We start from the raw sequence: 23,570 nt of genomic DNA on the forward strand, positions 1-23,570 counted from the left end.
CCAGGCCCGGCCGGACGATCACAGGGTGCGATAGAACCGCAGGTGCGCTTCGGCCGCCGCGGGCCAGGTGTAGCGGCGGGCCAGCGTCCGGCCCGGCGCCGGGTCGGTGCCCGCCATCGCGGCGCGCAGCTCCCGGGCGAAGCCGGGCGGGTCGGCGGCGAACCGCGCCACGCCACCGAAGACCTCCCGCAGCACGGGCAGATCGCGCGTCACCACCGGCACCCCGGCGGCGAGCGCCTCCATCGCCGCCAGCCCGAATCCCTCCTTGGTCGACGGAAACGCGAACACGGCGGCCGACGCCATCAGCGACGGCAGCTCGTCGTGCGCGACCGAGCCCAGCACTTCCGGCTCGACGCCCAGCTCGGCGGCGCGCTTCTCCCAGCGGGTGCGGTAGTCGCGGTAGTCGAAGAGCGTCTCGCCGCCGGCGATGACCAGGCGGACGTCGGGCTCGGCCAGCAGTGCGTACGCCTCCAGCAGGTCCAGCGACCCCTTGCGCGGCTCGATCCCGCCCACAGCGAGCACGTATCGGCCCCGCTCCGGCGAAGGGCGGGCCGTGGCGAAGCGGTCGTAGTCGACGCCGTTGGGGATGACCGCCGCGTCGATGCCCCAGCCGTCGCGGACCTCGGCGGCGACCGAGGCGGACACGCAGACGTGCGCGTACGGCCGGACGATCGCGCGTTCGTGGCAGGCCGCCAGCTCGGGTGTGGTGAAGGTGTCGAGGTGGTGGATCGTCCGGACGCACCGGTCGACGGCGTTCGCGCTGATGCAGTCCTGCGCGTGGACAACGTCGTAGGCGTCCGGGGTGAAGGCCGCGCGCAGCACCGCGATCGACCGCAGGATCCGCTCGCCGACGCTCTCGTCCGGGACGTCCGGGAAGGGGACGATCGCCAGCCGCACCCGCGGGTCGACCGGCCGGAAGAACCCGGCGTCGCCGCCGCGGCCGAGCGTCCACACCGTGACGTCCTCGCCGAGCGCGGCCAGGGCCTCGGCCAGGGCGAGCGTGTGCACGACCCCGCCGCGCGGTTTGGTCGAGTAACTCAGCAGGGCGATGCGCATCAGGCCTCCCGGTAGACCTCGGGCTTGCGTTCGCCGAGGTGGTGCAGCACGCGGCGGGCGTTGGCCAGCTCCTGTTCGACGTCCAGTTCGGCGACCGCGATCCCGGCCTTGGACCAGGTCCGGGCGAGGATCTCGCCGCCCGGCCCGACGACCTTGGCCTGGCCGAGGAACCGCATCCCGCCCATCGCGCCGGTCTGGTTGGACGAGACGAGCACGACCTGGTTCTCCGCCGCCCGCGCCTGGTCGTAGAGGTCGAACAGCCGCGACTGCCGGTCCTGCGCCATCCGTGGCGCGCGGTTGGTGATGCTGGTCGGCCACGCGCTCAGGCAGGCGACGATGTCCGCGCCGTCGACCGCCAGCGACCGAGCCGCTTCGGGGAACGTCTTGTCGTAGTCGATCAGCATGCCCAGCCGCCCGACCGGCGTGTCGAACGCCGCGAACTCGTCACCCGGCTCGTAGGCGAGGCTCTCCCCCGGCGGTTGGTGGACCTTGCGGTGCCGGCCGAGGACGCCGTCGCCGGTCACGCACACCGCGGAGTTGTAGCGGCGCGGCCCGTCGGCCTCGCAGTAGCCGACGCAGACGACCATCTCTGCGGCGAGCGCCTGGACGGTCTTCAGCTCCGGGCCGTCGGGGTCGAGGGCCGGCGGGAGCGCTTCCGGGTCCGGGTGGCGCAGGTCGGCGAGGTAGCCGCCGAGTGCCGCGTCCGGCAGCACCAGCAACGCCACTCCGGACGCGCGTGCGTGGTCGATCAGCGTCGCGATGCGCTGCAGGTCGAAGTCGAGGTCGCGGCCGAAGTGCGCGGCGACGGCGGCGAGCCGGATCTGCCCCATTCACGGGACACTAACGGGGTAGGCGTCGGGCCGTCTGTCCGCCAGGTGTCCCATCGACCGGCGGGCGGTGGCCAGCGCCGCCTGGACGTCGATTTCGGCGATCGCCATCCCCTCGGCGACGCCGGTGTCGGCGACGATCTCGCCGCCCGGGTCGACGATCTTCGCGCCGGCGACGAACCGGAGGTCGCCGAAGGTGCCGGACTGGTTGGCCGAGAGCCAGACGATCTGGTTCTCCAGCGCGCGGGCCCGGTCGAACAGGTCGAACCGCCGCTTCCAGCGGTCCTGCACGAGGTCGGCGGCCGGGTTGGTCCGGCTGCCGGGCCACGCGGACATGCAGACGACGATCTCGGCGCCGTCGAGCGCGAGCGCCCGCGCGGATTCGGGGAACGCCTTGTCGTAGCAGATCATCATGCCCAGGCGCCCGACCGGCGTGTCGAACGCGGCGAACCCGCGGCCGGCGCCGTAGCTGGCGTTCTCGGAGAGGGGCTGGTGGACCTTGCGGTGGTTGCCGAGGACGCCGTCGCCGGTGACGCAGACCGCGGAGTTGTAGCGGCGGCCGTCGGCGAGTTCGCAGTACCCCGCCGTGACGACGAGGTCGCCCGCCAGCGTGGCCAGCCGCGTCAGCTCGGGACCGTCGAGGGCCAGCGCGGGCGGTCCTTCGGCGCCGCCGTCGAGGTTGGCGAGGTAGCCGCCGAGGCTCGCTTCCGGCAGCGCGAGCAGCCGCACGCCCTCGGTCTTCGCCTCGCCGATCAGCTTCTCGATGCGGGCGAAGTCGCCTTCGAGGTCGCGGTCGAACGGCGCGGCGACCGCGGCCATCCTGAGTGTCGTCATGAAGTCCCCAATCCGGTGACGCCGCCGTCGATGGCGGGCGTCAGTTCGCCGTCGGGCCAGCGCAGCGTGACGCGGGTGCCCGCGACCAGTTCGCCGCAGTCCGCGGTGACCGCCGGGCCCGCGGGCGCGGGCGTGCCGGTGGTGAGCATCGCGAAGCCGGGGAAGCAGGTGAGCCAGTCCCCCGTGGACGCTCCCCGTGGCCGTGGCACCTTCTCGACGTCCAGCACCGCACCGCAGCCGGACGCCTCGGCGAGCATGCCGAGGGTGCCCGCGATCCCGGCCATCGAGACGTCCTTGGCCGCGGCCGGTCTGGCCTTCGCGACCGAGCCGAGCAGTTCGCGCAGCTCGGGCGTGCGGCGGAAGCTCGTCGAATCCCACTGGCGGCCGGTGTAGCCGGGCCGCCAGCCGCCGTCGAGGTCGGCGGTGAGCCAGACGCGCTGCCCGGGTTTCCCGCCGCCGCCGGGCACCGGGTCGGTGGTCCGGCCCAACGCCGTCACCGACAGCGAAGCCGGGACGCCGAACTGGGTGTGGCCGCCGAGCACCGGCACGCCGTACGCCTCGCTCGCCTTCCGCAGTCCACTGAGGACACGGGCGGCGAAGGACGCGTCGCGGGCGCCGAGCGCGTCGAGCAGCCCGGTCGGGGTGGCGCCCATCGCGGCCAGGTCGTTGAGGTTGACCAATACCGAGCACCAGCCCGCCCATTCCGGGTCACGCTCGACCATCGACGGGATGATCGCGTCGCAGGCCGCGACGACGTCGGTCCCGGGCAGCGGGACGCCGTCGTCGCCGACGAAGCCCGGCACGCCGGTGATCCCGCGCAGCAGCGGGCCGAGCGCGGCCTTCGTCGAGCGGGCCAGCGCGGCGATCCGGCCGATCGGCCACCGCATCAGCACGTGGCCGTGACCGGCGACGGTCACCGGCCGCACGCGCTGCCAGCCGAGCCGGGTGAACAGCCGCTCGGTGCGGGTCTGCACGGTCGCCTCGAACCGCAGCGCGCCCTCGGTCTCGGCCCGCGCGCAAGCCGCGCGCACCAGGGCCGAGCCGATCCCGGCCGGTGACCCGGGGGCGACGACCAGCCGTCCGCCCTTCCACCAGCCGAGGTCCGGGCCGTCGGTCGCCGGGCCGAGCCGGACGCCGCCGAGCACTTCTCCCGCCGCGTCCCGCGCCACCAGGACGAGGGTGCGGGGGTCGGTGTCGTGGTCGTCGAGGTCGTGCCCGGCGAAGAGTCCTTGCCGCGCCACGAAAGCTTCGTGCCGCAACGCACGGTACGCCGTCAGTCCACTGTGGTCGGCCTCGGTGATGTGGAACGCCGGGCGCGCCGCGACGCTGCGGACGTCACCCAGCAACGCGAGGATGTCGTCGTCCACGTCAGCCCCCCGCCGCGCTGAGCAGGCCGCAGGCGCCACACGCGGCACAGCCCGCGCCCTGGTCGGCCCCGGCCATCCCGGCCGCCCGCAGCAGCTTGGCGATGCGGCTCGTGACGTCGGCGACCAACGCGGGCGACGGTGCTTTCGCACCATCCCGCCGGGCGAGCGTGCCGAGCATCGGCCGCATCGGCACGGCGAACGGGTAGACGCCCATGTCGATCAAGCGCCCAGCACCCTCCACAAGGGAGTCCGGGTCCTCGCCGAGACCGATCAGCAAATACGTCGAGACGCGGTTGCGGCCGAACACCCGGACCGCCTCCGCCCACGCGGCCTCGTACTCCGCCATGGACACGGTCGACTTGCCGGGCATCCAGCGCCGCCGGACGTCGTCGTCGAGGGACTCGACGTGGATGCCGATCGACGTCGCCCCGGCGTCACGCAGGTCGGTGAGCACGCCGAGGTCGCCCGGGGGCTCGATCTGCACCTGGATCGGCAGGCCCGGCACGGCGTCGAGCACCGCCCGGACGCACCGCACCAGGTGCCGGGCGCCGCGGTCGGGCCCGGACGTCGTGCCGGTGGTCATCACCATCTGCCGGACGCCGTCGAGGCGCACGGCCGCCTCGGCGACCTCCGCGAGCTGCGCGGGTGTCTTCGCGGCCACAGTGGACCCCGCCCGCAACGACTCCTCGATCGTGCAGAACCGACACCGCTGGTCCTCGGCGTACCGGATGCACGTCTGCACGACCGTCGTCGCGAGAACGTCCTGCCCGTGCAGCAGGGCGATCTTCCGGTACGGCACACCGTCCGCAGTGGACAGATCGTAAAACCGCGGCCGGGCGACCGGGGCCACGCTCAAGCCCAGGTCGATGGTCTCGCGGAAGATGCGCCCGTCCCGGACCGCGTACGGGCTTTCGGCGTTCAGCGGCAGCGTGGCGTTGGCACCGTCGACCACCAGGTGGCCGTCGTCGCTCGGCCCGGCGCCCTTGCTGCGCTGGACGGGTGCGTCCATTCGCACTCCGCGGACGGCGATGTCGGCGCGGGTCTCCAGATCTTCTTCGATGCCAACGCGCACGGACCGCTCCCTAGAACATGTAGGTGGAGTTGATGATCGCGCCCTTGCGCGCGTAGTGGATCAGCGCGTCCTGCACGTCCAGGGGATGCGTCGGGATGACGCCCTCGATGAGGTCCTCCTCGCGGGCGCCGTGCAGCGACAGGCCGAAGCGGCAGCAGTAGGCCTTGCCGCCCTCGCTGATGAACGTCTTGAGCTGGTCGTTGATGTTCAGCTCGCCCGGGAACGCGGCGTTGCCCGTGGTCGGGAAACCGCGCGTGGCCAGGCAGTTCAGCGAACCCGGGCCGTAGAAGTAGATCGCGGCTTCGAAGCCCTTCCGCAGCGCGCGGGTCGCCTGCAGGATCGCGACGAAGCTCACCGACGACTCGTGCGCGATGCCGTGCACCAGGGTGAAGTAGCTCTGGCCGGGTTCGGCCTGGTAGTCCGGGAAGACCTTGGTCCCGCCGTACAGGTTCGAGCCCTGCGGCAGCGACGGGTGCGGGATCTCGTCGAGGCTGGTCTTCTCGGTGTCGGTCAGCTCTGCCATGGGTCTATTTCCCTTTCTTCGGTCCGTACAGCACGTCGAACGTGCCGCGGAAAACCAGGTCGGCGAGCTCGCCGTCGCCGGCCGCGGCGGCCAGCTTGGCGAGTTCGCCCTCGTGATCGCCCCACGGCTCGTCGGAGGCGAACAGCACGCGGTCGTGGCCGAGGCCCCGGCGTGAGATCTCCTCGACGAGCCAGCGAGGGGTGAAGCCGATCGCCCAGGACAGGTCCGTGTAGACCTGTTTCCCGGCGGCGATCCAGTCGAAGAAGCGGCCGCCGACGAGCTTGATGTGCCCGCTCATCCCGCCGCCGAAGTGGACGAGGTGCAGCTTGACGTCGTCGGCGTAGGCGTCGACGAGCTTGCCGACCTCGTCGATGTCCGACGCCGCACCGGGCGAGGTGTGGACGTGCACGACGAGGTCGTGGTCCCGGGCGGTGGCGAAGATCCGGTCGAGCTGCGGCTTGCACGCGGGGTCGGATGCCTTGCCGCCCAGCAGGAAGCTGAGCTTCAGCGCTCGCACGCCTTCCTCGCCCGCCAGCTTCAACGCGTCTTCGGTGCGGCCGGCGTCTTCGGCGCGCGGCGACACCCACAGCGCGGCGCTGATCCGGTCGTCCTTGCCCGCCGCCTCGACGCACAGCTCGTTGAAGGAGAACGCGATCGCCGGGTCGGGAATGCCGTAGTTCGGGATCACCAAGGCGCGTTCGGTGCCTTCACGGTCCAAATCGGACAGCAGCTCGCCGATCGTCGCGCGGCTGCCGATCGCGGGCGCGACCGGCGGGCCGCCGTAGAACGGGTATGCCGGGAGGACGCCCAGGTGCCGGTGGGCGTCGTTCGTCCACTTCATCAGGCCACCGTCCGCGGGGCGACCCAGTCGTCGTCGGCCGGGTAGGTGCTCACCGGCGTGCCGGAGAGCCACCGGACGTCACCGCGGCCGCCGCCGGTGATCCGGCGGGCCAGGTACTCCGCGTCCGCGGCCACGCCGCAGAACCGCCCGGAACCCCAGGTGTGCTGCCAGGGCAGGCCGAGGAAGTACAGGCCGAGGCAGGTGGTGACGCCGCGGTGGTGCGTCGGGTACCCCTTGCCGTCGAACACCGGGACGTCGATCCAGCGGTGGTCCCGCCCGAAGCCAGTGCTCCACACGACGGCCGAAAGCGCTTCCACGTCCACGGTGCGCGTGCCGTCCGGCGGTTGCCAGACCGGCTTGTAGCGCTCCTCGCGAGGCGCCGCGACTCCGCGTTGTGCGATGTAGCCGTCGATGGAGTCCTTGATCCCTTCGGACACCGCGTCCGCCGCGTCGAGGTTGCGGCGCAGGTCGTCGGCGAACGCCAGCTGTCCACTTCGGACACCGGTCAGCCGGCCGTAGAGCTGCATGCCCTCCGCGGCGAACGCGCGCAGGTCGATGTCGTGCCCGCCGTCCCGGCCGGTGACGTAGTGGTTGGCCCGGAACCGGACGGCGTCCGCGTCGGCGAACTCGTCGATTCCCCGCGCGTAGTAGCCCATTTCGTCCAGCCACGCGACGACGTCCCGGCCGCGGTAGCGCCGGGCCACCCGCGGCGCCGACCCGACGGCCAGGTGCACCCGGCGGCCCGCGAGGTGCAGGTCTTCGGCGATCTGGCAGCCGGACTGCCCGGTGCCGACGACCAGCACTTCGCCGTCCGGCAGCCCCGCCGGATTGCGGTACTCGGCCGAGTGCAGCTGAACGACGTGCTCCGGCAGCCGCTCGGCCAGCCGCGGCTTCAACGGCACCTGGTACGGACCGGTGGCCAGCACGACGTGGTCGGCGGTCAGCTCACCGGCCGACGTCGACAGCCGGAACCCGCCGCCGGGCAGCTGCCGCAACCGCGTCGCCTCGACGCCCTCGCAGAGCGGGACGTCGAACTCCTTCACGTACGCCTCGAGGTAGGCGACGATCTCGTCCCGGACCATGAAGCCGTCCGGATCATCGCCCGGATAGGGAAAACCGGGCAGCCGGCATTGCCAGTTCGGGGTGACCAGGCAGAAACTGTCCCAGCGGCGGGTCCGCCATTCGTGCCCCGCGCGCTCGCGTTCGAGCACCAGGTGCCCGACCCCGGCGTCGGTCAGGCAGTGGGACATCGACAGTCCCGCCTGGCCGCCGCCGACCACGATCACCGGCCGGTGCAGGCCGTCGAGCTCGAAGTTCATGGCGATCAGTGCACCCGGGAACCATTTCCGGACGGTTTCATCCGGAACATCGGCGTGTTACCGGACCGGGTGGGAGTAACGCTTCCGCGGTTACGCGCTTAACACCGCCGCTGTCTCAAAGTGAGACGGAGAACGGCTGGCCCGCTCGTAAGATTCGGGTCGGCGCCAAGGAGGCCGTGATGCTTGACCTGGACTATCGGCGGGACGCGATCGTGGTGCGCATCCGGACGGCGACGCCCGGGGTGCTGGACGCCGCCGTGCTGGACGGTTTGGCCGCGGCCATCACCTACATCGGCCCCGGCCGGCCGATCATCCTCACCGGTGACGGCGACGTTTTCGCGCCCGACGTGGACCCGGCACCGGGCCCGGCCCGGACCGACGCCCAGAACCGCCTGCGGAATGTAGTGAGCGCACTGCGCTCCCACCCGCTTCCCGTGGTGGCCGCCATCAACGGTGACGCGATCGGTGCCGGCTACGCACTGGCCGAAGCGGCCGGCGTCCGGATCATGTCCGGCGGAGCCGTCGAGCCCTCGTCCCGGCGTGCACGGCGTTTCCCGGCGAGAGCGGCGGTGGCCGCCGGTTTGGTGGAGCTGCACTGCTCCCCCGGGCACCTCATCGATCTCGCCCTGCGGCTGGCCGCTCACCAGCAGCCGGCCCTGGCCGGGTAGCCGGCCACCGTTCCCGAGGCCGGACGACAGCAGCTCCCCGCGGCAGATCGTGCCGCGGGGAGCTGCTGTCGTCCGGAGAGGCGTGCCTAGTAGATGTTCGACGGGCGGACCATGCCTTCGGCGAGGTCGCCGACGCCCGGAGCGATGATGGCGCCCGGATTGACCAGCACCTCCTCGACGACCGCGGTCTCGGTCGTGATCAGCAGGGCCGCGATGGAGGCCGCGCTCTCGAGGGCCGAGCGGGTCACCTTGAGCGGGTCGATGACCCCCACCGCGAAGAGGTCGCAGTACGTCCCGGTGAGGGCGTCGAACCCGTGGCCGCTGTCCAGGCCGGCCACCCGTTCCAAGACCGCGGCACCGTCGTAGCCGGCGTTCTCCGCGATCCAGTGCAGCGGCTCGCCGAGCGCCCGGCGCACGATTTCGCGCCCTTGCGCCGCGTCGCCGTCGAGGTCGGGCAGCTCGACGGAGGTCGCGGCCTGCGCCAGCGCGGCACCGCCGCCGGTGACCACGCCTTCCTCGAGCGCCGCCCGCGCCGCGGCCAGCGAGTCCTCGACGCGCAGCATCCGCTCCTTGAGCTCGACGCTGGTCGCCGCGCCCACCCGGACGACGGCGACCCGGCCCGAAAGCCGGGCGATGCGCAGCCGGAGGCTGTCCTGGTCGTGTTCGATCCGGGCTCGCTCCAGCTGCTTCGAAAGCTGGCCGATGCGGGCCCGCACGGCGGCCTCGTCGCCGGCTCCGCCGATGATGGTGGTCGTGTCCTCGGTGATGGTGATGTGCTCGCACCGGCCGAGGTCCCGCTCGGTGACGTCGGTGAGGCTGATCCCGGAGTCCTCGCTGACGACCCGGCCGCCGAGGGCCGCGGCCAGGTCCTCCAGCTCGGCTAGGCGCCGGTGCCCGAAGCCGGGCGCGCGGACGACGACCGCGGGGAAGGTGCCGTGGACGTTGCCGCTCACGACCAGCTGCAGCGCCGGGCCGTCGACGTTCTCCGCGAGGATCACCAGCGGCCGGCCGGCCCGGCGGGCCGCCTCGACGGTGGGCATCAGCTCCTGGACCTGGCTGATCTTCCGGTCGGTCAGCAGGATGACCGGACTGTCGAAGCTCGCCTCCATCCGCTCCCGGTCGGTGACCATGTACGGCGAGGTGTAGCCGTGGTCGAACTCGATCCCGTCGACCAGCTCGACGCTCAGCCCCGGGTCGTCGGACTCCTCCACCTCGACGACGCCCTGCCGGCCGACCGCGGTCAGCGCCTGCGCGATCACGCGGCCGATCCGCTCGTCGTCGCTGGCCGCCAGGGTCGCGATCCGCTCCAGCTCCGCCTCGCCGGTGACCGCGGTCGCGGACTTGCGCAGCCATTCGACGATCGCCTCGACGGTCTCCTCGATGCCGCGGCGCACCCGCATCGGGTTCGCGCCTTCGCCGAGTGCGGCCAAGCCCTCCCGCACCATCGCCTGGGCGAGGACCGTTGCCGTGGTCGTCCCGTCCCCGACCACGCCGTTGGTCTTCATCGCGACTTCCTTGACCAGCTGGGCACCCATGTTGGCGAAGGGCTCCCGCAGCTGGACCTCCCGGGCGATCGTCACGCCGTCGTTGGTGATGGTCGGTGGGCCGGTCAGCTTCTCCAGCACCGCGTTGCGCCCCTTCGGGCCGAGCGTGACCTTGACCGCGTCGGCCAGGGTGTTGACGCCCAGCTCCAGCTGACGCCGCGCATCGACGCTGAACCGCAGCTCTTTCGCCATGATTTTTCCTTTCAGGGGATGAGAATGGCCCGGCCGCGGACCTTGCCCGCGCTGAGATCGTCGATCGCTTGCTGAAACTGTTCGAGGCGGTACTGGGCGGTGTGCAGCTTCACCTTGCCCTGCGCGGCGAGGACCATCAGGTCCTGCAGATCCGTGTAGGAGCCGACCAGGTTGCCGAGAAAATTGATTTCGGTGGAGATGATGTCGATGGTCGGGATGTCGAGGTTTTCGCCGTATCCGATGACGTAGTAGTTCCCCGCGCGACGCAGCATCCGGACGCCCTCGGACGTCGATCCGCTTTCGCCGACGAAGTCGAGGACCGCCTCCGCGCCGTGGCCGCCGGTCAGCTCCCGGACCTTCTCGACGTGGGAGCCGTCGGCGACGACCGTGACGTCGGCGCCGACCTGGGAAGCCAGCTCGAGGGCCGCCGGATTGCGGTCGACCACGACGAGCGTCGCCGCGCTCATCGCCTTCAGGCACTGGATGCCGATGTGGCCGAGCCCGCCCGCGCCGATGACGACGCAGACGTCGCCGGGACGCAGCACCTTCGCGGCCTTCGCCGCGGCGTGCTGGGCGGTGAGCCCGGCGTCGGCGAGAGCGGCGACGTCGGCGGGCTCGAGGTTGTCGGCCAGCTTGACGCAGGACCGCGCCGACGTCAGCAGGTACTCGGCGTACCCGCCGTCGGTGTCGATCCCCGGGAACCGCGAGTTCTCGCAGTGGACGTCGTCGCCGAGGCGGCAGGCCCGGCACAGGCCGCACGTCACCAGCGGGTGGAGGATCACCTTGTCCCCCACCGCGACGTTCGTGACCGCGTCGCCGACCGCGTGCACCCACCCGGCGTTCTCGTGGCCGATCGTGTAGGGCAGGGCGACGCCGGTCTTCTCCGCCCACTGGCCTTCGAGGATGTGGAGGTCGGTCCGGCACACCCCGGCGGCGCCCACCCGGACCACGACGTCCAGCGGGCCGGTGATCTTGGGTTCCCCGACGTCGTGCAGCTGGAGGTCGTGGTGGTACCCGGTGACCTGGACGGCTTTCATGAACGGCTCCTGGTGTTCGAGACGACGAGGCCCACCTCGGCGTAGCGGGTGGCCAGCAGGCCGCGGCAGAAATGCGCATTGCCCTCGATGGACACGCGCGTGGCGGCGGCGAGGCGCAGCCACAACGCGGCGTCGGACTTCGCGACCGGGGTGCCGTCGTGGTCGACCAGCACGCGCGAGTGCGAGTCCGTCGGCAGGCCGATGGCTTCCCGCCGCCGCAGCAACGCCGACTTCAGCGGGCCTTCCGGCAGGTCGAACAGCTCCAGCAGCGGCAGCTCTTCGAGCGTCCAGGCACCCGCCGCCAGCACCGGACGGCAGCACCGCTCGATCGCGGCGAGGTGCGCCTTCCGCTGGAAGGTGCGGCGCAGCTCGTCCAGGTTGTCCTCGGCTTCGACGCCGAACGTGCCGACGTAACCGGCCGCGGCGGCCATCCCGCGGTTGATCTTCTCCGAGTCGTGGTGGTCGTCCAGGATCACCCGGATCCGGCCCAGCCCGGGCACCGCCGTCAGCGCGTCGTGGGCGTCGGACACCATCAGGTAGGCGAAGTTGGGCGCGCAGAACGCGGTGGGGAGGCGCAGGTGCACCTCCACGCCGTCGTCGTCGACGGCCACCGAGCGGACGAAGCCCAGCTCGGTCACCGGCTGATCGAGCTCCGGGTCGTACACAGTGGACAGTGCCGACAGGATCTCGGCCTCCACGGACACGACGGTGGCGGTCATCGCGCACCGGCCGTCGCGGGCAGCCGGAGGTGCTCGGGCACGTCGAGGTCGTACAGCGCGGCCGCGTTGAGCCCGAGGATCTTCTTCTTCTGCGCCGTGGTGATCGCCGGGTACTCGGACAGCTCTTCGGGGATCTGGAAGTCCACGAACCGCTCGATGAGCCACTTCGGCGTCCACAGCGCGTAGTCGCTCGAGAAAAGGATCTTGTCCTCGCCGATCCAGTACAGCAGCTCCCCGATGATCTGGGCGAAGTACTTCGGCCGCGTGTGGATGAAGGGCATCGCGACGGCCAGTCCGCCGTAGACGTTCGACTCCTGGGTCGCGATCCAGCAGAAGTCCTCCAGGCGCGGCAGCCCGACGTGCTCGACGATGAAGTTCAGTTCGGTGTAGTCGGTGGCGACCTTGTCGACGTCGGCGACGTCGAAGGCGTCCCGGTCGAGCGGGCGGATCGTCGGTCCCTTGTGGACGTGGATGTTCTTGATCCCGAGCTTGATGCACTCTTCGAGGTAGCGGCGCGTCCACGGGTCGTCGAGCTTGTAGCCGCGCGAGTCGCCGTGCCACTCGGCCGTGTAGAGCTTGACGCCCTTGAGGTTCATCCGCTCGGCGTCCCGGCGCAGCTGCTCCAGGCCGGCCTGCTCGAACCGGGGGTCCCAGTTGTGGTTGTAGGTCAGCTTGCCCGGGTTGCCGGCCGTGAGGGCGAGCGCCTCCTCCGTCTGCCCGAACCCGTTCTTGTAGAACTCGCCGAGCCGCGCCGGCTGGAAGATGGCGTGGTCGACGTAGCCGTCCTGGAAGAGGTCCTTCATCAGGCGGTCGCCGCCGTAGTAAGTGTAGGTGTCGTAGTCCCAGACGACCTCCTCGGGGCTGAGGTTCCGGTGGTAGTCGTAGAAGCAGTCGATGAACTGCTTGCCGTGGACGTTCAGCTGGTTCTCGAACCGGGCGTCCCAGAGCGCGATGTGCGCATCGACGATGAAGTACTTCTCGCCGTCCTTCTCATACATCGGAGATCCTCATCCTTCGGGCGTGCTGGGGGGTGGTGGGGAACCGTGGTGGCGGGGCCGCTGCGGTCGCCCGCCACCACGGTCGGTCGGTCCGGCCTCAGCCGTGCGCGGAGAGGTCGAAGCCGATGTACTCGGCGGCGTCCTCCGGGTTGGCGAAGAGCAGGGTGCGGTCGTCGAGGTGCACCATGCGGCCGTAGTGGGTGGAGCTGATCTCTTCGAAGATCGAGCCGTCGAAGGGCTGGCCGAGTGCGTCGGTCAGCTCGTCGTAGTCGAACTCCAGGAGCCTGGTGCCGTCGACGCGGATCATGGACGGGTACTCGACGAGGGTGACGCCGTCCTTGGCGCCCATCACGTCGGCGACCACGCGGCCGATCGGGGTGTTCATCAGGGTGACGCCGCACATGTTCGACGACTCGGTCTGGGCGCCGAACTCCAGGGAACCGCTCACTGGTCCAACTCCTTCGGAACGTCGAGCCCGATCTCGCCGAGCAGCTGGGCGAACTTCTCCTTGGTCGCGCCGAGCGAGTCGGCGAACGTGCACGTCTTCTCCGCCGGCTGCGACCAGATCGGCTGCAGCGCGAGCGCGGCGTCCAGGCACCGCGGCACCCACGTCGAGAGCCACTGGCCGAACAGCTCCTTGTTGCCCGCACCGAACTCGTCGTCCCGGGTGAGCAGCTGAAAGAGGGACCGGGTGTAGGCGAGGTCGCGGCTGTAGTCGTACTCGCCGGTGCCGACGATGGTCGGCGTGATGTAGTCGCCGTTCTTCGCGGAGATCTGCATCACCAGCTCGGACCGGAAGAGCTGGCCGACGAGCTGCTCGAAGACGACGTTGGTGCCGAACAGGAGCTCGGCCCAGTCACCGACCGCGGTGAGCTCCTCGACGACCCGCCGGGTGGGCTGCCACTCCTCGGCCGACTGCCAGACCTCCTTGTGGACCTCGCCGTCGAAGGTGTCCAGTGACTCGGACAGGTCGAGGTTGAACAGCGCGAGGTCCTGGGCGAACCGCATCTTGTGGGCGGCGTTGACGGCCACCGCGGTGTTGATCATGTTCGTCGGGCCGGAGCGCTGGATCGACGTGAAGACGTGCAGCGCCATGCCGTTCTCGGCGTGCATCCAGGCGCCCAGGTTGCGGGCGATGAACTTCTGCCAGGCGGGGTTCCAGTTGCCGTAGGCATTGGCGCGTTTGGCGTTCTCGAGCCCGAGGGAAACCTGACGCACCACCGCGGAGTTGTTGCGGAAGATGGTCTGTTCCCATTCCTCGTTGGGGTCGAGGAAGGCGTGCCAGTTCGAGGACTTCGCCTTGGTCCACTCCGGCGGGTAGCCGCCGGGCCCGTCGCCGAAGCCGTAGATCCAGCCCTGGGACAGGTGCCGGTCCGGGTCCGGCTGGACGTCGACGGTCACGTCCTCGTACACGGTCGCCCGGAGCTTGGCCGGCTTGAAGTAGGTGAAGGTCCGGCTCTTGGAGCTGGGGAAGTCCAGGGCGCCGGCTTCGGAGTCGGTGAACTCCACCTTCGGGAAGCTGCGCACCTTGGGCGCGGGTGTTGCCATGGGGCTTTCTCCTTCAGTCGTGGACCGAGGTCGTGAACTTGTCGTAGAACACCTGGTCGTCCGGAACGCCTTGGCGGGCGGCCAACGCCAGCGCGGCGTCCACCATGGGCGGGGGCCCGCACAGGTAGACCTCAGTCCGGTGCAGCTCGGGCTCCCGGGCTTCGACGACGTCGGTGACCATCCCGGCCTCCGCGGTGACACCGAGGTCATCGACGCCCTCACCGGATTCCGAGAGCGCGACCACGAACTCGAAGTCGTCCAGCCGTTCGCCGAGGGCGCGGATCTCGTCCAGGTAGAAGAGGTCCGCGGGCGTGCGGGCGCCGTAGTAGAAGCGGATCCGGCGGGTGTCGCCGGTGTCGCTCAGGTGCCGCAGCAGCGCGAGCACGGGTGCCATGCCGGCGCCACCCGCCATCAGCACCAGGGGCAGCACGTGCCCGCTCTTGAGGGTGAAGTTGCCGTACGGGCCCCGCAGGTCGATGGTGTGGCCGACCGCGATCCCCTCGTCCAGCAATGCGGAGAACCGGCCGCCGGGGTACTTCTTGATGACGAACTCGATGTGGTCCGCAGTGGACGGTGTGGTCGCCATCGAGAACGACCGGTGCTCGTCGCTGCCCGGGATGGTGAGCTCGGCGTACTGGCCGGGCTTGAACTGGTACCCGGCCGGGTCGAGCGGCTTGAGCTTGAGGCCCACGATGTCGCGCGTGTGCGGCACGATTTCGAGGACCTCGGTCCGGATCTCCTGCAGCGGGGCGGAGTTGAGCAGTTCCTCCTCGTCGAAGTTGAGCAGCTCGATCGTGCAGTCGCTGTAGGCGTGCGCCCGGCAGAGCAACACGTAACCCTCCTCGACCTCCGCGTCGTTGCAGGCGAACGTCGAGTAGCGCTCCATCTGGATCTCGCCGTCGAGGACGTAGGACTTGCACGCCGAGCACTGGCCCTCACGGCAGCCGTGCATGAGGTGGATGCCTTGGCGGAACGCGGCGTCGAGGATCTTCTCGTCCTCGTTGACCTCCATCTCGAGGTCGACCGGTTCGAAGGAGATGCGATGCTTGTCGGCCATGGGTCTCTCGATTCTCGGGGCCGGGCGCGGACGGCGGCGGCGGTCTCGGGGGCGGGAGCGCCGCCGCCGTCCGCGGGTCTTCAGGCCGTCAGGCCGCGGTGATGTTGGGGTTGGCGCGGTACGCCGCGGCCCACTGCTCGCGCTCGGCGTCGGTCATCTGGTTGAGCGTCACGTTCGGGCTGGCGAACTGGATGCCCTTGAGGTCGTCGAGCGTCCACAGCTTCTTGGGGTCGTCGAGGTCCAGGTGCGGCTGCGGGATGAGGGTCCGGCCGTCGTCGCGGACGTAGCCGAGGTCCTTGACGATGTCGGCGAGGTCCCGGCCGTGGTGCAGGGTTTCCCACTCGCGCTCTCCGGTGAGCCGGCCCATGTTGGGGGTCGGCCGCCCCTCGTACTCCGGCCGGAACGCGGTCTTGTCCGTCCAGGCGCAGGCTTCCGAGCAGTAGGTCCGCCACTGGTCGTCGACCTTGTCCACGACCAGGTCCTCGCGGATGAGGGCGGGCACCATGCACGTCCAGCAGCGGTGCGGGTACTCGTAGCCGACGTCCTCGAACGCGATCGGCTTGTTGCGGCCCGGCCGGCTCAGCCGGTTGTAGGCCTCCCACCACTTGCCGAACTGGTTGTACCAGCCCGGGTACTTCTCCTCGAACCACTCGAAGTCCGTGTCGGTCATGCCGTCGATGCGCCAGTAGTTGACCGGCCAGCCGGTCGCGAAGAACTGCGCGACGCGGTGGACGTAGAACTTGTTGGTGATCCGGTTCCACGCCTCTTCGACCAGGTCGTGCGGGATGACCAGGCCGTATTTCTCCAGCGGGAGCAGGTAGCTGCGGTAGTAGTCGTCGTAGATCCAGCGCCGCCACATCTCGGCGTAGGACTCGCGGTCCTTCCGGCGGTCCTTCGTGCCGTACTCGATGAAGGTGCCGATGGCCGCGTCCACCACGCAGTGGTTGTTCCACCAGGCGTAGCGCAGGTCCCGCTCGAGCAGCGGGCGGTTGCGCTCGTCGGCCAGTGCCATCAGCAGGATCGAGTAGCCGTTGCTGATGTGCCGGGACTCGTCGGACTGCACCGAGTGGAACACCGTCGGCAGCAGGTAGTCGCCGTTGGCGGCGGCCTCGTCGGGCATCGCGACGAACAGCGTGTTGGTGAACGCCGTTTCCGCGACCACGGTCAGGTAGATGTTCGACGCGGTGATCGCGTCACCGGTGATGAACCCCTCGCCGAACTGGCGGCCGATGGTGCCCGCGTAGTTGTTCGCGAACGCCTTCTCGGTGATGTCGAACCCTGCCGGGTCGATGTAGTTGTTCATGTACAGCTTCTTGAGGTTCATCTGGATCGTCGAGTGCCGGACCTCGTCGATCATCTGCACCGCGAGTCCGTTGTGGATCTCCGGGTTCGGCACCGCGTCGATGGCCATCGGCATTGCCCGGGCGGCGGAGATCTCGGGGAACGGGATGATCGAGAGGAACAGCTTCTGCCACTCCAGCCAGCGCTGCTGCACCTGCCGGAACATGTTCCCGCGGATCGCACCGTCCATGGCACCGAAGACCCGGTTGTCCTTCTCCTCCTCCATCGGGAAGTAGGAGCGCATGATCTGCTTCAGCGGGTCCTTTTTGGGCGCTTTCTCGAACGTATAATCGGTGCCGAAGCGCGTCGCCGGGGTGGCGAACGTCGGCTCCCACGACAGTTCCGTGATCTTGTTGTGCGCTTTGGTGAGACTCTGCCTGCTCAAAATCGGCCTCCTCGAAACCGGGGTCTCTCAGCCCGGCCGTGTGTCTGACGGGAGGAGTGTGGTGCGGATCGCAGGTACGGTCTGTCTCAATGTGAGACCAAGCGCCTCGCGAATCCGCGCGACCATGACGGCACGGGTCGACCGGACCCGGCGCCCGACGTCAAAGGAGACGGTGGTGACAACGCACGAAGACCGGCCCGAGCCGCAGCCGATGCGCTCCCTGCGGGAGAAGTTCCTGTCCCGGCTCGTCCCCGAGATCCCCGGCGTGCGGGACGTGATCACCGCGTCCTGGCGGCGGGCGCTGGAACACCAGGTCGGCGTGGAAGAACCGGCGCCGGTGTTCGTCGCCGACCGCGACGAGGAGAGCCTCCTGTCGCACAGCGCCACGCCGGTGCTGGCCAACCTGTCCGCCGAACTGGCCGCCCACCCGGTGGCCATCCTGCTGACCGATGCCCACGGCCTGGTGGTGAACCGATTCAGCACGGACCGGGCCCTCAACACCGGCTTGGACCGCGTCTCGCTCGCGCCCGGCTACAGCTACGCCGAGGATTCGGTGGGCACCAACGGCATCGGCACCGCGCTGGAGTGCCAGAAGTCCGTGCTCGTCTCCGGGTTCGAGCACTACAACAGCAGCTTGACGGAGTTCGAGTGCGCCGGCGCACCGATCATCCACCCCATCCGCGGCCACCTGGCCGGCGTCCTCGACCTGACCTCGTGGGCCGACACCTCCGGGCCGCTGCTGCTGACGCTGGCGCGCACGACGGCCAAGCGGATCGAGGAGGCGATGCTGGCCAGCACCGGCGCCCGCGAGCTGAGCCTCTTCCGCGAATACCTCGCGTCCTGCCAGCGCGGCTCCGGGGCGGTGCTGGCCGTCAACCAGGACGTCGTCATGGTCAACAGCCACGCCGAGGAGCTGTTCGACGTCACCGACCGGGCGGCGCTGATCACCCACACGGCGGACATGGTCGGGTCGGCCAAGCCGGTGACCGTGGTGGCCGACCTCCCCTCCGGCATCGTCGCCCGGCTCGAGTACCGGCCGGTGTACAGCGGCTCGGCGCTCGCGGGCGGGGTCTTCCGGGTGAAGAGCCAGACCGGGTCCCGGCGCACGACCCGCCAGGCCGACCTCCAGCTGCCGGGCGTGGTCGGTGCCAGCTCGCTCTGGCGGCAGGCGTGCGCGGCCGCCGACGCGAGCTTCACCGACCGGAACTGGCTGGCGCTGAGCGGCGAGCGTGGCGTCGGCAAGACGGCGATGGCCCAGGCCGTCGCGCTCCGGCACGGCCGCCGTCCGGTCGTGCTCGACTGTGCCGCGGTGGCGGACCCCGAGGCCTGGGCGCACGCCTTGACCGGCGACGTGACGCGCGGAGACGCCCCCGCGCTGATCCTCCAGCACGCCGACGCGCTCACCGGCGACGCGTTGCAGCACGTCACCGACCTGCTGACGACCTGGCAAGGAGCGTCCCCGGCGCACGCGCCGATCTGGGTCGCCGCCACGTTCGGCTCCCAGGAGCCCGACCCGGACGTCCAGGGCCGGCTGATGCCGTTCTTCGCCCGAGCCGTCGACGTCCCGCCGCTGCGGCACCGGAGCGAGGACCTGAACTGCCTGGTGCCGCACTTCCTCGCCCGCTACGCGAACAACCGGCCCCTGACCACGTCGGACGCTGCCCTGCGCCAGCTCATGCGGCTGCCCTGGACGGGCAACGTCCGGCAGCTCGAGCAGGTGCTGGCCGAAGTGGCCCGGACGTGCCGGACGGGGACGATCGACGTAGCCGACCTGCCCACGGAATGCCGCACGTTCACCAAACGCCGGCTGAGCAAGCTGGAGACGATCGAACGCGAAGCCATCGTGCGCAGCCTCGCGGCCAACAAGGGCAGCAAGGAACGCGCCGCCGCCGACCTCGGCATGTCCCGCGCCACGATCTACCGGAAGATCCGGGCGTTCGGCATCGTCCCCGACTACTCCTGAGCCCGTCAGCCGGCCGCGCCGAGCGCGGCGCTGACCCCGGTGATGATCACCCCGCCGAGCGCGATGGCCACGAAGGACCGCAGGAAACCGGTGCCGAAGAACCGCCACCGAAGCCACGCCAGCGCCAGCAGTTCGACGGCGATCGTGGCGAGCGCGACGACCAGCGCGAGGTGGTACCCGGGGATCAGGAACGGCAGGGTGTGCAGCACGCCGCCGAGGAAGGTGCCCGCCCCGGTGATCGCTCCGCGCCGGTACGGGTTCCCGCGGCCGGTCTGGTCTCCTGTGTCGGACAGGCCCTCGGAGAAGGCCATGCTGACCCCCGCGCCGATCGCCGTCGCCAATCCGGCGAAGAAGGCGTACCGGGGCTCGTGAGTGGCGAGCGCGACGGCGAAGATCGGCGCCAGCGTGGACAAGGAGCCGTCGATGAGCCCGGTCAACGCCGGTTGTGCTCGCTGCAGCAGGAAGGACGGCTCGGCCCGGCCGGGTGCGGTAAGGATCGTCACGGTGCGGACTCCTCGTATTGCGAAACTGGACGTTCAGTTTTACCTACTCAACCGCCGGCTCTCCCCGCCTTGTTCCCGGCCCGGGTGTGAGCATCGGGACAAGGTTGAATAACGAAACTGGTAGTACAGTTTTGGTGTAGAGAGACAACCCGGACAACGGAGGAACCCATGCAGCGAACACAGCTCGCGACCACCCCGCTGGGTGCCACCGGCCTGCAGATCACCCGCGTCGGCTTCGGCGCGTGGGCGATCGGCGGCGGTGGCTGGGAATTCGGCTGGGGACCGCAGGCCGACGACGAGTCGGTCGCCGCGATCCACCGCGCCCTGGACCTCGGCGTCAACTGGATCGACACGGCCGCCGCGTACGGCTTCGGCCACTCCGAAGAAGTCGTCGGCCGCGCATTGGCGGGCCTGACGCAGCGGCCGTACGTATTCACCAAGGCGTCGCTGCTCGACGATGGCACCGGGCGGGTGCGGCACAGCCTGAAGCGCGACTCGATCCTGCGAGAAGCCGAAGCCAGCCTGAAGCGGCTCGGCGTCGACGCGATCGACCTGTACCAGATCCACTGGCCCATCCCCGAAGACGACATCGAGGAAGGCTGGGCCGCCATGGCCGAGCTGAAGGAACGCGGTCTGGTGCGGCACATCGGCGTGTCCAATTTCGACACCGGCCAGCTGAAGCGCATCCAGGGCATCGCGCCGGTCGAGACGCTGCAGCCGCAGTATTCGCTGATCGACCGCGAGGCCGAGGAGGAGATCCTGCCCTTCGCCGAACGCGAAGACATCGGCGTGATCGTCTACTCCCCGATGGGTTCCGGCCTGCTGACCGGCGGGATCACCCGGGAACGGATCGCCGCGATGCCTGACGACGACTGGCGCCGCAGCGACGCGCGGTTCACCGAGCCGCAGCTGTCCCGCCACCTCGGGATCGCCGCCCGGCTGCGGGAGGTCGCCGACTCCCACGACACCACGCCCGGTGCCGTCGCGGTCGCCTGGACTCTGCGGAATCCCGCCGTGGACGGCGCGATCACCGGCTTCCGCCGGCCCGCCCAGGTCGACCCGATCCTCGCCGCGGCGAACCTCGAACTCACCGCCGCCGACGTCACCCTCATCGAAGGAAGGTCCTGAAATGACCGAAATCGGCTTCGTCGGCCTCGGCGCCATGGGTGCGCCGCTGGCCCGCCGTCTCCTCGCCGGCAACCAGGTGACCGGCACCAACCGCACCCGGGCGAAGGCCGCCGCGCTGATCGACGACGGGCTCGTCTGGCGGGACACCCCGCGCGAGGTCGCGGCCGCCGCGCAGGTGGTCTTCAGCATGGTCACCGACGATGACGCGCTGGCCGCGATCACCCGCGGACCGGATGGCATCCTGGCCGGCCTGCGGCCGGGGACCACCTACGTCGAAATGAGCACCGTGAGCCCGCGGACCAGCCGTCAGCTGGCGGCGCGGGTCCGGGCGGCCGGCGCCACCATGATCGACGCCCCGGTGTCCGGAAGCGTCCCCGCCGCCGAAACCGGCGCCCTCACGATCATGGTCGGCGGCCCCGAGAAAGCGTTCCTGACCGCCGCGCCGCTGCTGTCCCGGCTCGGCAACCGGATCACGCACGTCGGGGACAACGGCCAGGGCCTGCTGCTCAAACTGGCGATCAACATCAGCCTCGCCGCGCAGATGCTCGCCTTCAGCGAAGGGCTGCTCCTGGCCGAACGCGGCGGCATCGACCCGGAACTGGCCGCCCGCGTGATGACCGGTTCCGCGATCGGGTCACCGATGCTGCAGGCCCGCGCCCCCCTCGCGCTCCACCTGCCCGAGCACGCGTGGTTCGATGTCCAGCTCATGCACAAGGACATCCACCTCGCCCTCGACGCCGCCCAGGCCGCGCAGATCCCGCTGCCCGCGGCCTCCGCAGCCGAGCACATGCTCAGCCTGGCCGGGGAGATGGGCTACGAGCACCGCGACATCGCCGGCCTCTACCAGGTGCTCGCCGCGGCCAGCGGGGAGCCGAAAGCGGCATGACGGTCGAAAAGCAGCAACGAGGACGGCCACGCAGTGAGAAGGCGCACCAGGCCGTCCTCGACGCGGCCGCGGAACTGCTGCTGACCCACGGCCTTTCCGAGGTCAGCATGGACACCGTCGCGGACCGGGCCGGGGTCAGCAAGGCCACCATCTACCGCTGGTGGCCGACCAAGCAGACCCTGGCCCTCGACGCGCTGTACACCGAATGGTCCGCGGCGCGCCCTCAGCCCCGCGACACCGGCACGCTGCGCGGCGACCTGCTCTCGCTGCTGCGCCCCTGGGCCCGGCTCGCCGGCGGCCGGCCCTACGGCCGCGTGCTCGCGGCGCTCATCACCGAAGCCCAGACCGACCCGGCGTTCGCCGCCGAATACCGGCAGCGGTTCGTCGAACCGCGCCGCGCGCAAGGCCGCGAGATCTTCCGGCGCGCCGCGGAGCGCGGCGAAATCCCGGCCGGCACCAACGTCGACGTCGCCCTCGACCTGCTCTACGGCCCGCTCTACCACCGCCTGCTGCACGGCCACGCACCGCTCAACGACCGCTTCGTCCGCGCCGTCGTCGACCTGGCCCTCGACGGCATCCGGCACCGCGGGTCGTGAGTGAGAAACAGGGTTAGAACCCTGTTTCTCACTCACGACCGGTCCGCGTCTTGCCGAGGTACATCAGCTCCCAGATGGCGGCGTCGGCGTGGCTGTCCACCAGGACCCCCGCGTGGTGGTGCTCGATCCGCAGCTCGCCGGTGAAGCGCAGGTAGGCGCCGTCGAAGCCGACGATCCGGGCGGCCAGCTTCTTGGGGCCTTCGATCTCGTCGATCAGCTTGTTCGCGGTGAGGTCGCGGTGGCGGGTGAAGGTGACGACGTAGCTGTCGTCGCCGTCGGTGTAGGTGTAGCGGGTCAGGTTGGCGACCGGCTTCCCCGTGGCGGTGTCGGTGTAGGCGCCGAGCCGTTCGAACGTCACCTTGGCGCCGTCGTCGGCGACGACCTTGCCGTTCTCGGCCAGCATGAAGATGGGGATCTCGGCGTACCCGTACTTCCGTTCCGCGGTCACGTAGGACGCGATGACGCAGTAGGGCCCGGCTTGGCCGCGGGCCCAATACCAGTTGTTGACCAGGGAAGTCATCGGCGCGTTGCCCCAGTTGTGGTCGTGGTAGCCCACGCCGGAGGTCTCGGCCGACACGCCACCCACGCGGTAGGTCGCCTCGACCTTGCCCTGCGGCACCGCGGGAAGCCAGTCGAACTCGTGCTCGTCGCGGGCGCCGTAGTACATGTGCCCCGTCGCCGGTCGCCACGCCGGGACGTCGCCGACGAGAGTGATCTCGACGGCGATGTCCTCCACCTCCGCGACGATCTGGTAGCTGTGCAGGTCGCCGCTGAACACGTTGCCGCCGATGCGGACGTCACACCGCTCGCGCGACGCCGAGAACTCCTCCGGCGCGAACTTCCCGATCCGGTGGTGGCTGGTGCCGTCGGGCAGGTCGAGGTCGATCCGGATCGTCGGCGCGAGCGGCTTGGCGATGTCGGTGAAGTTCTTGGTGGAGAACACCACGACCAGCTTGGCGCCGTCGTCGAGGTGGGCGTCGAAGTACCACCACTCGTAGGTCCCCGCGTCGCCGCCGGTCCGCGTCCCGTCCTCCCACGGGGCGACCTCGCCGGGGCTGATCCCGATGCGCTCGTAGTCCTCGGCGGTCGCGCCGAGGCGTGCAGGTGTGGCGTTCATCGTGCTGCCCTCCAGTTCCTTGTAATCCGGCAGTTGTCGGATTAAGGTT

The 23,570-nt window shown here is 70.3% G+C and carries 23 protein-coding genes; 5 read left to right on the plus strand and 18 right to left on the minus strand.

Features of this window, described 5'->3' with window-relative positions; translation table 11 throughout:
* Nucleotides 1-18: 18 nt before the first annotated feature.
* The 8 genes from OG738_RS34750 to OG738_RS34785 are packed head-to-tail and all read right to left on the minus strand — an operon-like array spanning nt 19 to nt 7,839.
* A complete protein-coding gene (locus OG738_RS34750; protein WP_329047382.1) occupies nt 19-1,056 on the minus strand; it encodes an MSMEG_0565 family glycosyltransferase in 1,038 nt (345 codons plus the stop codon).
* Nucleotides 1,056-1,886, minus strand: coding sequence for a carbon-nitrogen hydrolase family protein (locus OG738_RS34755; protein ID WP_329047383.1), 831 nt, complete (start codon nt 1,884-1,886; stop codon nt 1,056-1,058). The genes OG738_RS34750 and OG738_RS34755 overlap by 1 nt, the downstream gene beginning before the upstream one ends.
* Nucleotides 1,887-2,717 (minus strand): carbon-nitrogen hydrolase family protein, encoded by an 831-nt coding sequence (locus OG738_RS34760; protein ID WP_329047384.1) that lies wholly within the window; start codon nt 2,715-2,717, stop codon nt 1,887-1,889.
* On the minus strand, nt 2,714-4,084 hold the full coding sequence (locus tag OG738_RS34765; RefSeq protein WP_329047385.1) for an MSMEG_0567/sll0787 family protein: 1,371 nt from the start codon (nt 4,082-4,084) through the stop codon (nt 2,714-2,716). Before OG738_RS34765 ends, OG738_RS34760 begins: the two co-directional genes overlap by 4 nt.
* A gap of 1 nt (nt 4,085) precedes the next feature.
* Nucleotides 4,086-5,156 carry an MSMEG_0568 family radical SAM protein gene (locus tag OG738_RS34770; protein ID WP_329047386.1) on the minus strand — a complete coding sequence of 357 codons (1,071 nt, stop codon included), beginning with the start codon at nt 5,154-5,156 and terminating at the stop codon, nt 4,086-4,088.
* A 10-nt stretch (nt 5,157-5,166) separates the two neighbouring features.
* Nucleotides 5,167-5,679, minus strand: a complete 513-nt coding sequence (locus OG738_RS34775; protein ID WP_285484086.1) for an MSMEG_0572/Sll0783 family nitrogen starvation response protein — start codon at nt 5,677-5,679, stop codon at nt 5,167-5,169.
* Between the two features lie 4 nt (nt 5,680-5,683).
* Nucleotides 5,684-6,520, minus strand: a complete 837-nt coding sequence (locus OG738_RS34780) for an amidohydrolase family protein (protein ID WP_329047387.1) — start codon at nt 6,518-6,520, stop codon at nt 5,684-5,686.
* Nucleotides 6,520-7,839, minus strand: coding sequence for an MSMEG_0569 family flavin-dependent oxidoreductase (locus OG738_RS34785; RefSeq protein ID WP_329047388.1), 1,320 nt, complete (start codon nt 7,837-7,839; stop codon nt 6,520-6,522). Before OG738_RS34785 ends, OG738_RS34780 begins: the two co-directional genes overlap by 1 nt.
* A 179-nt stretch (nt 7,840-8,018) precedes the next feature.
* Between OG738_RS34785 and OG738_RS34790 the strand changes: the two genes are divergently transcribed.
* On the plus strand, nt 8,019-8,507 hold the full coding sequence (locus OG738_RS34790; RefSeq protein ID WP_329047389.1) for an enoyl-CoA hydratase-related protein: 489 nt from the start codon (nt 8,019-8,021) through the stop codon (nt 8,505-8,507).
* A gap of 86 nt (nt 8,508-8,593) precedes the next feature.
* Here the strand turns inward: OG738_RS34790 and groL are convergent, their stop codons facing one another.
* From groL to OG738_RS34830, 8 genes are all read right to left on the minus strand, one after another.
* The gene (gene groL, locus OG738_RS34795; protein ID WP_329047390.1) at nt 8,594-10,243 is read right to left on the minus strand and encodes a chaperonin GroEL; all 1,650 of its coding nucleotides are present in this window, start codon (nt 10,241-10,243) and stop codon (nt 8,594-8,596) included.
* An 11-nt stretch (nt 10,244-10,254) separates the two neighbouring features.
* Entirely contained in the window at nt 10,255-11,280 is a 1,026-nt protein-coding gene (locus OG738_RS34800; protein ID WP_329047391.1) for an NAD(P)-dependent alcohol dehydrogenase, read from the minus strand.
* Nucleotides 11,277-11,999, minus strand: a complete 723-nt coding sequence (locus OG738_RS34805; RefSeq protein WP_329047392.1) for an iron-sulfur cluster assembly protein — start codon at nt 11,997-11,999, stop codon at nt 11,277-11,279. Before OG738_RS34805 ends, OG738_RS34800 begins: the two co-directional genes overlap by 4 nt.
* Nucleotides 11,996-12,997, minus strand: coding sequence for an amidohydrolase family protein (locus OG738_RS34810; protein WP_329047393.1), 1,002 nt, complete (start codon nt 12,995-12,997; stop codon nt 11,996-11,998). Before OG738_RS34810 ends, OG738_RS34805 begins: the two co-directional genes overlap by 4 nt.
* Before the next feature lie 97 nt (nt 12,998-13,094).
* Nucleotides 13,095-13,400, minus strand: coding sequence for a propane 2-monooxygenase effector subunit MimD (gene mimD, locus OG738_RS34815; RefSeq protein WP_442875966.1), 306 nt, complete (start codon nt 13,398-13,400; stop codon nt 13,095-13,097).
* Between the two features lie 41 nt (nt 13,401-13,441).
* On the minus strand, nt 13,442-14,545 hold the full coding sequence (locus OG738_RS34820) for an aromatic/alkene monooxygenase hydroxylase subunit beta (RefSeq protein ID WP_329047396.1): 1,104 nt from the start codon (nt 14,543-14,545) through the stop codon (nt 13,442-13,444).
* Between the two features lie 13 nt (nt 14,546-14,558).
* Entirely contained in the window at nt 14,559-15,602 is a 1,044-nt protein-coding gene (locus tag OG738_RS34825; RefSeq protein ID WP_329047397.1) for an FAD-binding oxidoreductase, read from the minus strand.
* An 88-nt stretch (nt 15,603-15,690) separates the two neighbouring features.
* Complete coding sequence (locus OG738_RS34830; RefSeq protein WP_329047398.1) at nt 15,691-17,328, minus strand: methane monooxygenase; 1,638 nt, start codon at nt 17,326-17,328, stop codon at nt 15,691-15,693.
* Nucleotides 17,329-17,503: 175 nt separating this feature from the next.
* On the opposite strand from OG738_RS34830, the gene OG738_RS34835 reads away from it, so the two are divergent.
* Nucleotides 17,504-19,291: a sigma-54-dependent Fis family transcriptional regulator gene (locus tag OG738_RS34835; RefSeq protein ID WP_329047400.1), complete on the plus strand. Its 1,788-nt coding sequence runs from the start codon at nt 17,504-17,506 to the stop codon at nt 19,289-19,291.
* A 5-nt stretch (nt 19,292-19,296) separates the two neighbouring features.
* Here the strand turns inward: OG738_RS34835 and OG738_RS34840 are convergent, their stop codons facing one another.
* Nucleotides 19,297-19,794 carry a hypothetical protein gene (locus tag OG738_RS34840; RefSeq protein ID WP_329047401.1) on the minus strand — a complete coding sequence of 166 codons (498 nt, stop codon included), beginning with the start codon at nt 19,792-19,794 and terminating at the stop codon, nt 19,297-19,299.
* A gap of 168 nt (nt 19,795-19,962) precedes the next feature.
* On the opposite strand from OG738_RS34840, the gene OG738_RS34845 reads away from it, so the two are divergent.
* From OG738_RS34845 to OG738_RS34855, 3 genes are read left to right on the plus strand one after another with little or no spacing between them, the layout of a single operon-like run.
* Nucleotides 19,963-20,922 (plus strand): aldo/keto reductase, encoded by a 960-nt coding sequence (locus tag OG738_RS34845; protein WP_329047402.1) that lies wholly within the window; start codon nt 19,963-19,965, stop codon nt 20,920-20,922.
* A gap of 1 nt (nt 20,923) precedes the next feature.
* Nucleotides 20,924-21,808 (plus strand): NAD(P)-dependent oxidoreductase, encoded by an 885-nt coding sequence (locus tag OG738_RS34850; RefSeq protein ID WP_329047403.1) that lies wholly within the window; start codon nt 20,924-20,926, stop codon nt 21,806-21,808.
* On the plus strand, nt 21,805-22,404 hold the full coding sequence (locus OG738_RS34855; protein WP_329047404.1) for a TetR/AcrR family transcriptional regulator: 600 nt from the start codon (nt 21,805-21,807) through the stop codon (nt 22,402-22,404). Before OG738_RS34850 ends, OG738_RS34855 begins: the two co-directional genes overlap by 4 nt.
* Before the next feature lie 28 nt (nt 22,405-22,432).
* Here the strand turns inward: OG738_RS34855 and OG738_RS34860 are convergent, their stop codons facing one another.
* Nucleotides 22,433-23,521 (minus strand): hypothetical protein, encoded by a 1,089-nt coding sequence (locus OG738_RS34860; protein ID WP_329047405.1) that lies wholly within the window; start codon nt 23,519-23,521, stop codon nt 22,433-22,435.
* Between the last annotated feature and the right edge of the window lie 49 nt (nt 23,522-23,570).

Source organism: Amycolatopsis sp. NBC_01488, from assembly GCF_036227105.1.
Taxonomy (GTDB): domain Bacteria; phylum Actinomycetota; class Actinomycetes; order Mycobacteriales; family Pseudonocardiaceae; genus Amycolatopsis.

What these genes read in the sequence shown, in the direction of transcription:
- OG738_RS34750 (WP_329047382.1), bottom strand. Translation starts at nt 1,056, where the DNA reads ATGCGCATCGCCCTGCTGAGTTACTCGACCAAACCGCGCGGCGGGGTC.
- OG738_RS34755 (WP_329047383.1), bottom strand. Translation starts at nt 1,886, where the DNA reads ATGGGGCAGATCCGGCTCGCCGCCGTCGCCGCGCACTTCGGCCGCGAC.
- OG738_RS34760 (WP_329047384.1), bottom strand. Translation starts at nt 2,717, where the DNA reads ATGACGACACTCAGGATGGCCGCGGTCGCCGCGCCGTTCGACCGCGAC.
- OG738_RS34775 (WP_285484086.1), bottom strand. Translation starts at nt 5,679, where the DNA reads ATGGCAGAGCTGACCGACACCGAGAAGACCAGCCTCGACGAGATCCCG.
- OG738_RS34780 (WP_329047387.1), bottom strand. Translation starts at nt 6,520, where the DNA reads ATGAAGTGGACGAACGACGCCCACCGGCACCTGGGCGTCCTCCCGGCA.
- OG738_RS34785 (WP_329047388.1), bottom strand. Translation starts at nt 7,839, where the DNA reads ATGAACTTCGAGCTCGACGGCCTGCACCGGCCGGTGATCGTGGTCGGC.
- OG738_RS34790 (WP_329047389.1), top strand. Translation starts at nt 8,019, where the DNA reads ATGCTTGACCTGGACTATCGGCGGGACGCGATCGTGGTGCGCATCCGG.
- groL (WP_329047390.1), bottom strand. Translation starts at nt 10,243, where the DNA reads ATGGCGAAAGAGCTGCGGTTCAGCGTCGATGCGCGGCGTCAGCTGGAG.
- OG738_RS34800 (WP_329047391.1), bottom strand. Translation starts at nt 11,280, where the DNA reads ATGAAAGCCGTCCAGGTCACCGGGTACCACCACGACCTCCAGCTGCAC.
- OG738_RS34805 (WP_329047392.1), bottom strand. Translation starts at nt 11,999, where the DNA reads ATGACCGCCACCGTCGTGTCCGTGGAGGCCGAGATCCTGTCGGCACTG.
- OG738_RS34810 (WP_329047393.1), bottom strand. Translation starts at nt 12,997, where the DNA reads ATGTATGAGAAGGACGGCGAGAAGTACTTCATCGTCGATGCGCACATC.
- mimD (WP_442875966.1), bottom strand. Translation starts at nt 13,400, where the DNA reads ATGTGCGGCGTCACCCTGATGAACACCCCGATCGGCCGCGTGGTCGCC.
- OG738_RS34820 (WP_329047396.1), bottom strand. Translation starts at nt 14,545, where the DNA reads ATGGCAACACCCGCGCCCAAGGTGCGCAGCTTCCCGAAGGTGGAGTTC.
- OG738_RS34825 (WP_329047397.1), bottom strand. Translation starts at nt 15,602, where the DNA reads ATGGCCGACAAGCATCGCATCTCCTTCGAACCGGTCGACCTCGAGATG.
- OG738_RS34845 (WP_329047402.1), top strand. Translation starts at nt 19,963, where the DNA reads ATGCAGCGAACACAGCTCGCGACCACCCCGCTGGGTGCCACCGGCCTG.
- OG738_RS34850 (WP_329047403.1), top strand. Translation starts at nt 20,924, where the DNA reads ATGACCGAAATCGGCTTCGTCGGCCTCGGCGCCATGGGTGCGCCGCTG.
- OG738_RS34855 (WP_329047404.1), top strand. Translation starts at nt 21,805, where the DNA reads ATGACGGTCGAAAAGCAGCAACGAGGACGGCCACGCAGTGAGAAGGCG.
- OG738_RS34860 (WP_329047405.1), bottom strand. Translation starts at nt 23,521, where the DNA reads ATGAACGCCACACCTGCACGCCTCGGCGCGACCGCCGAGGACTACGAG.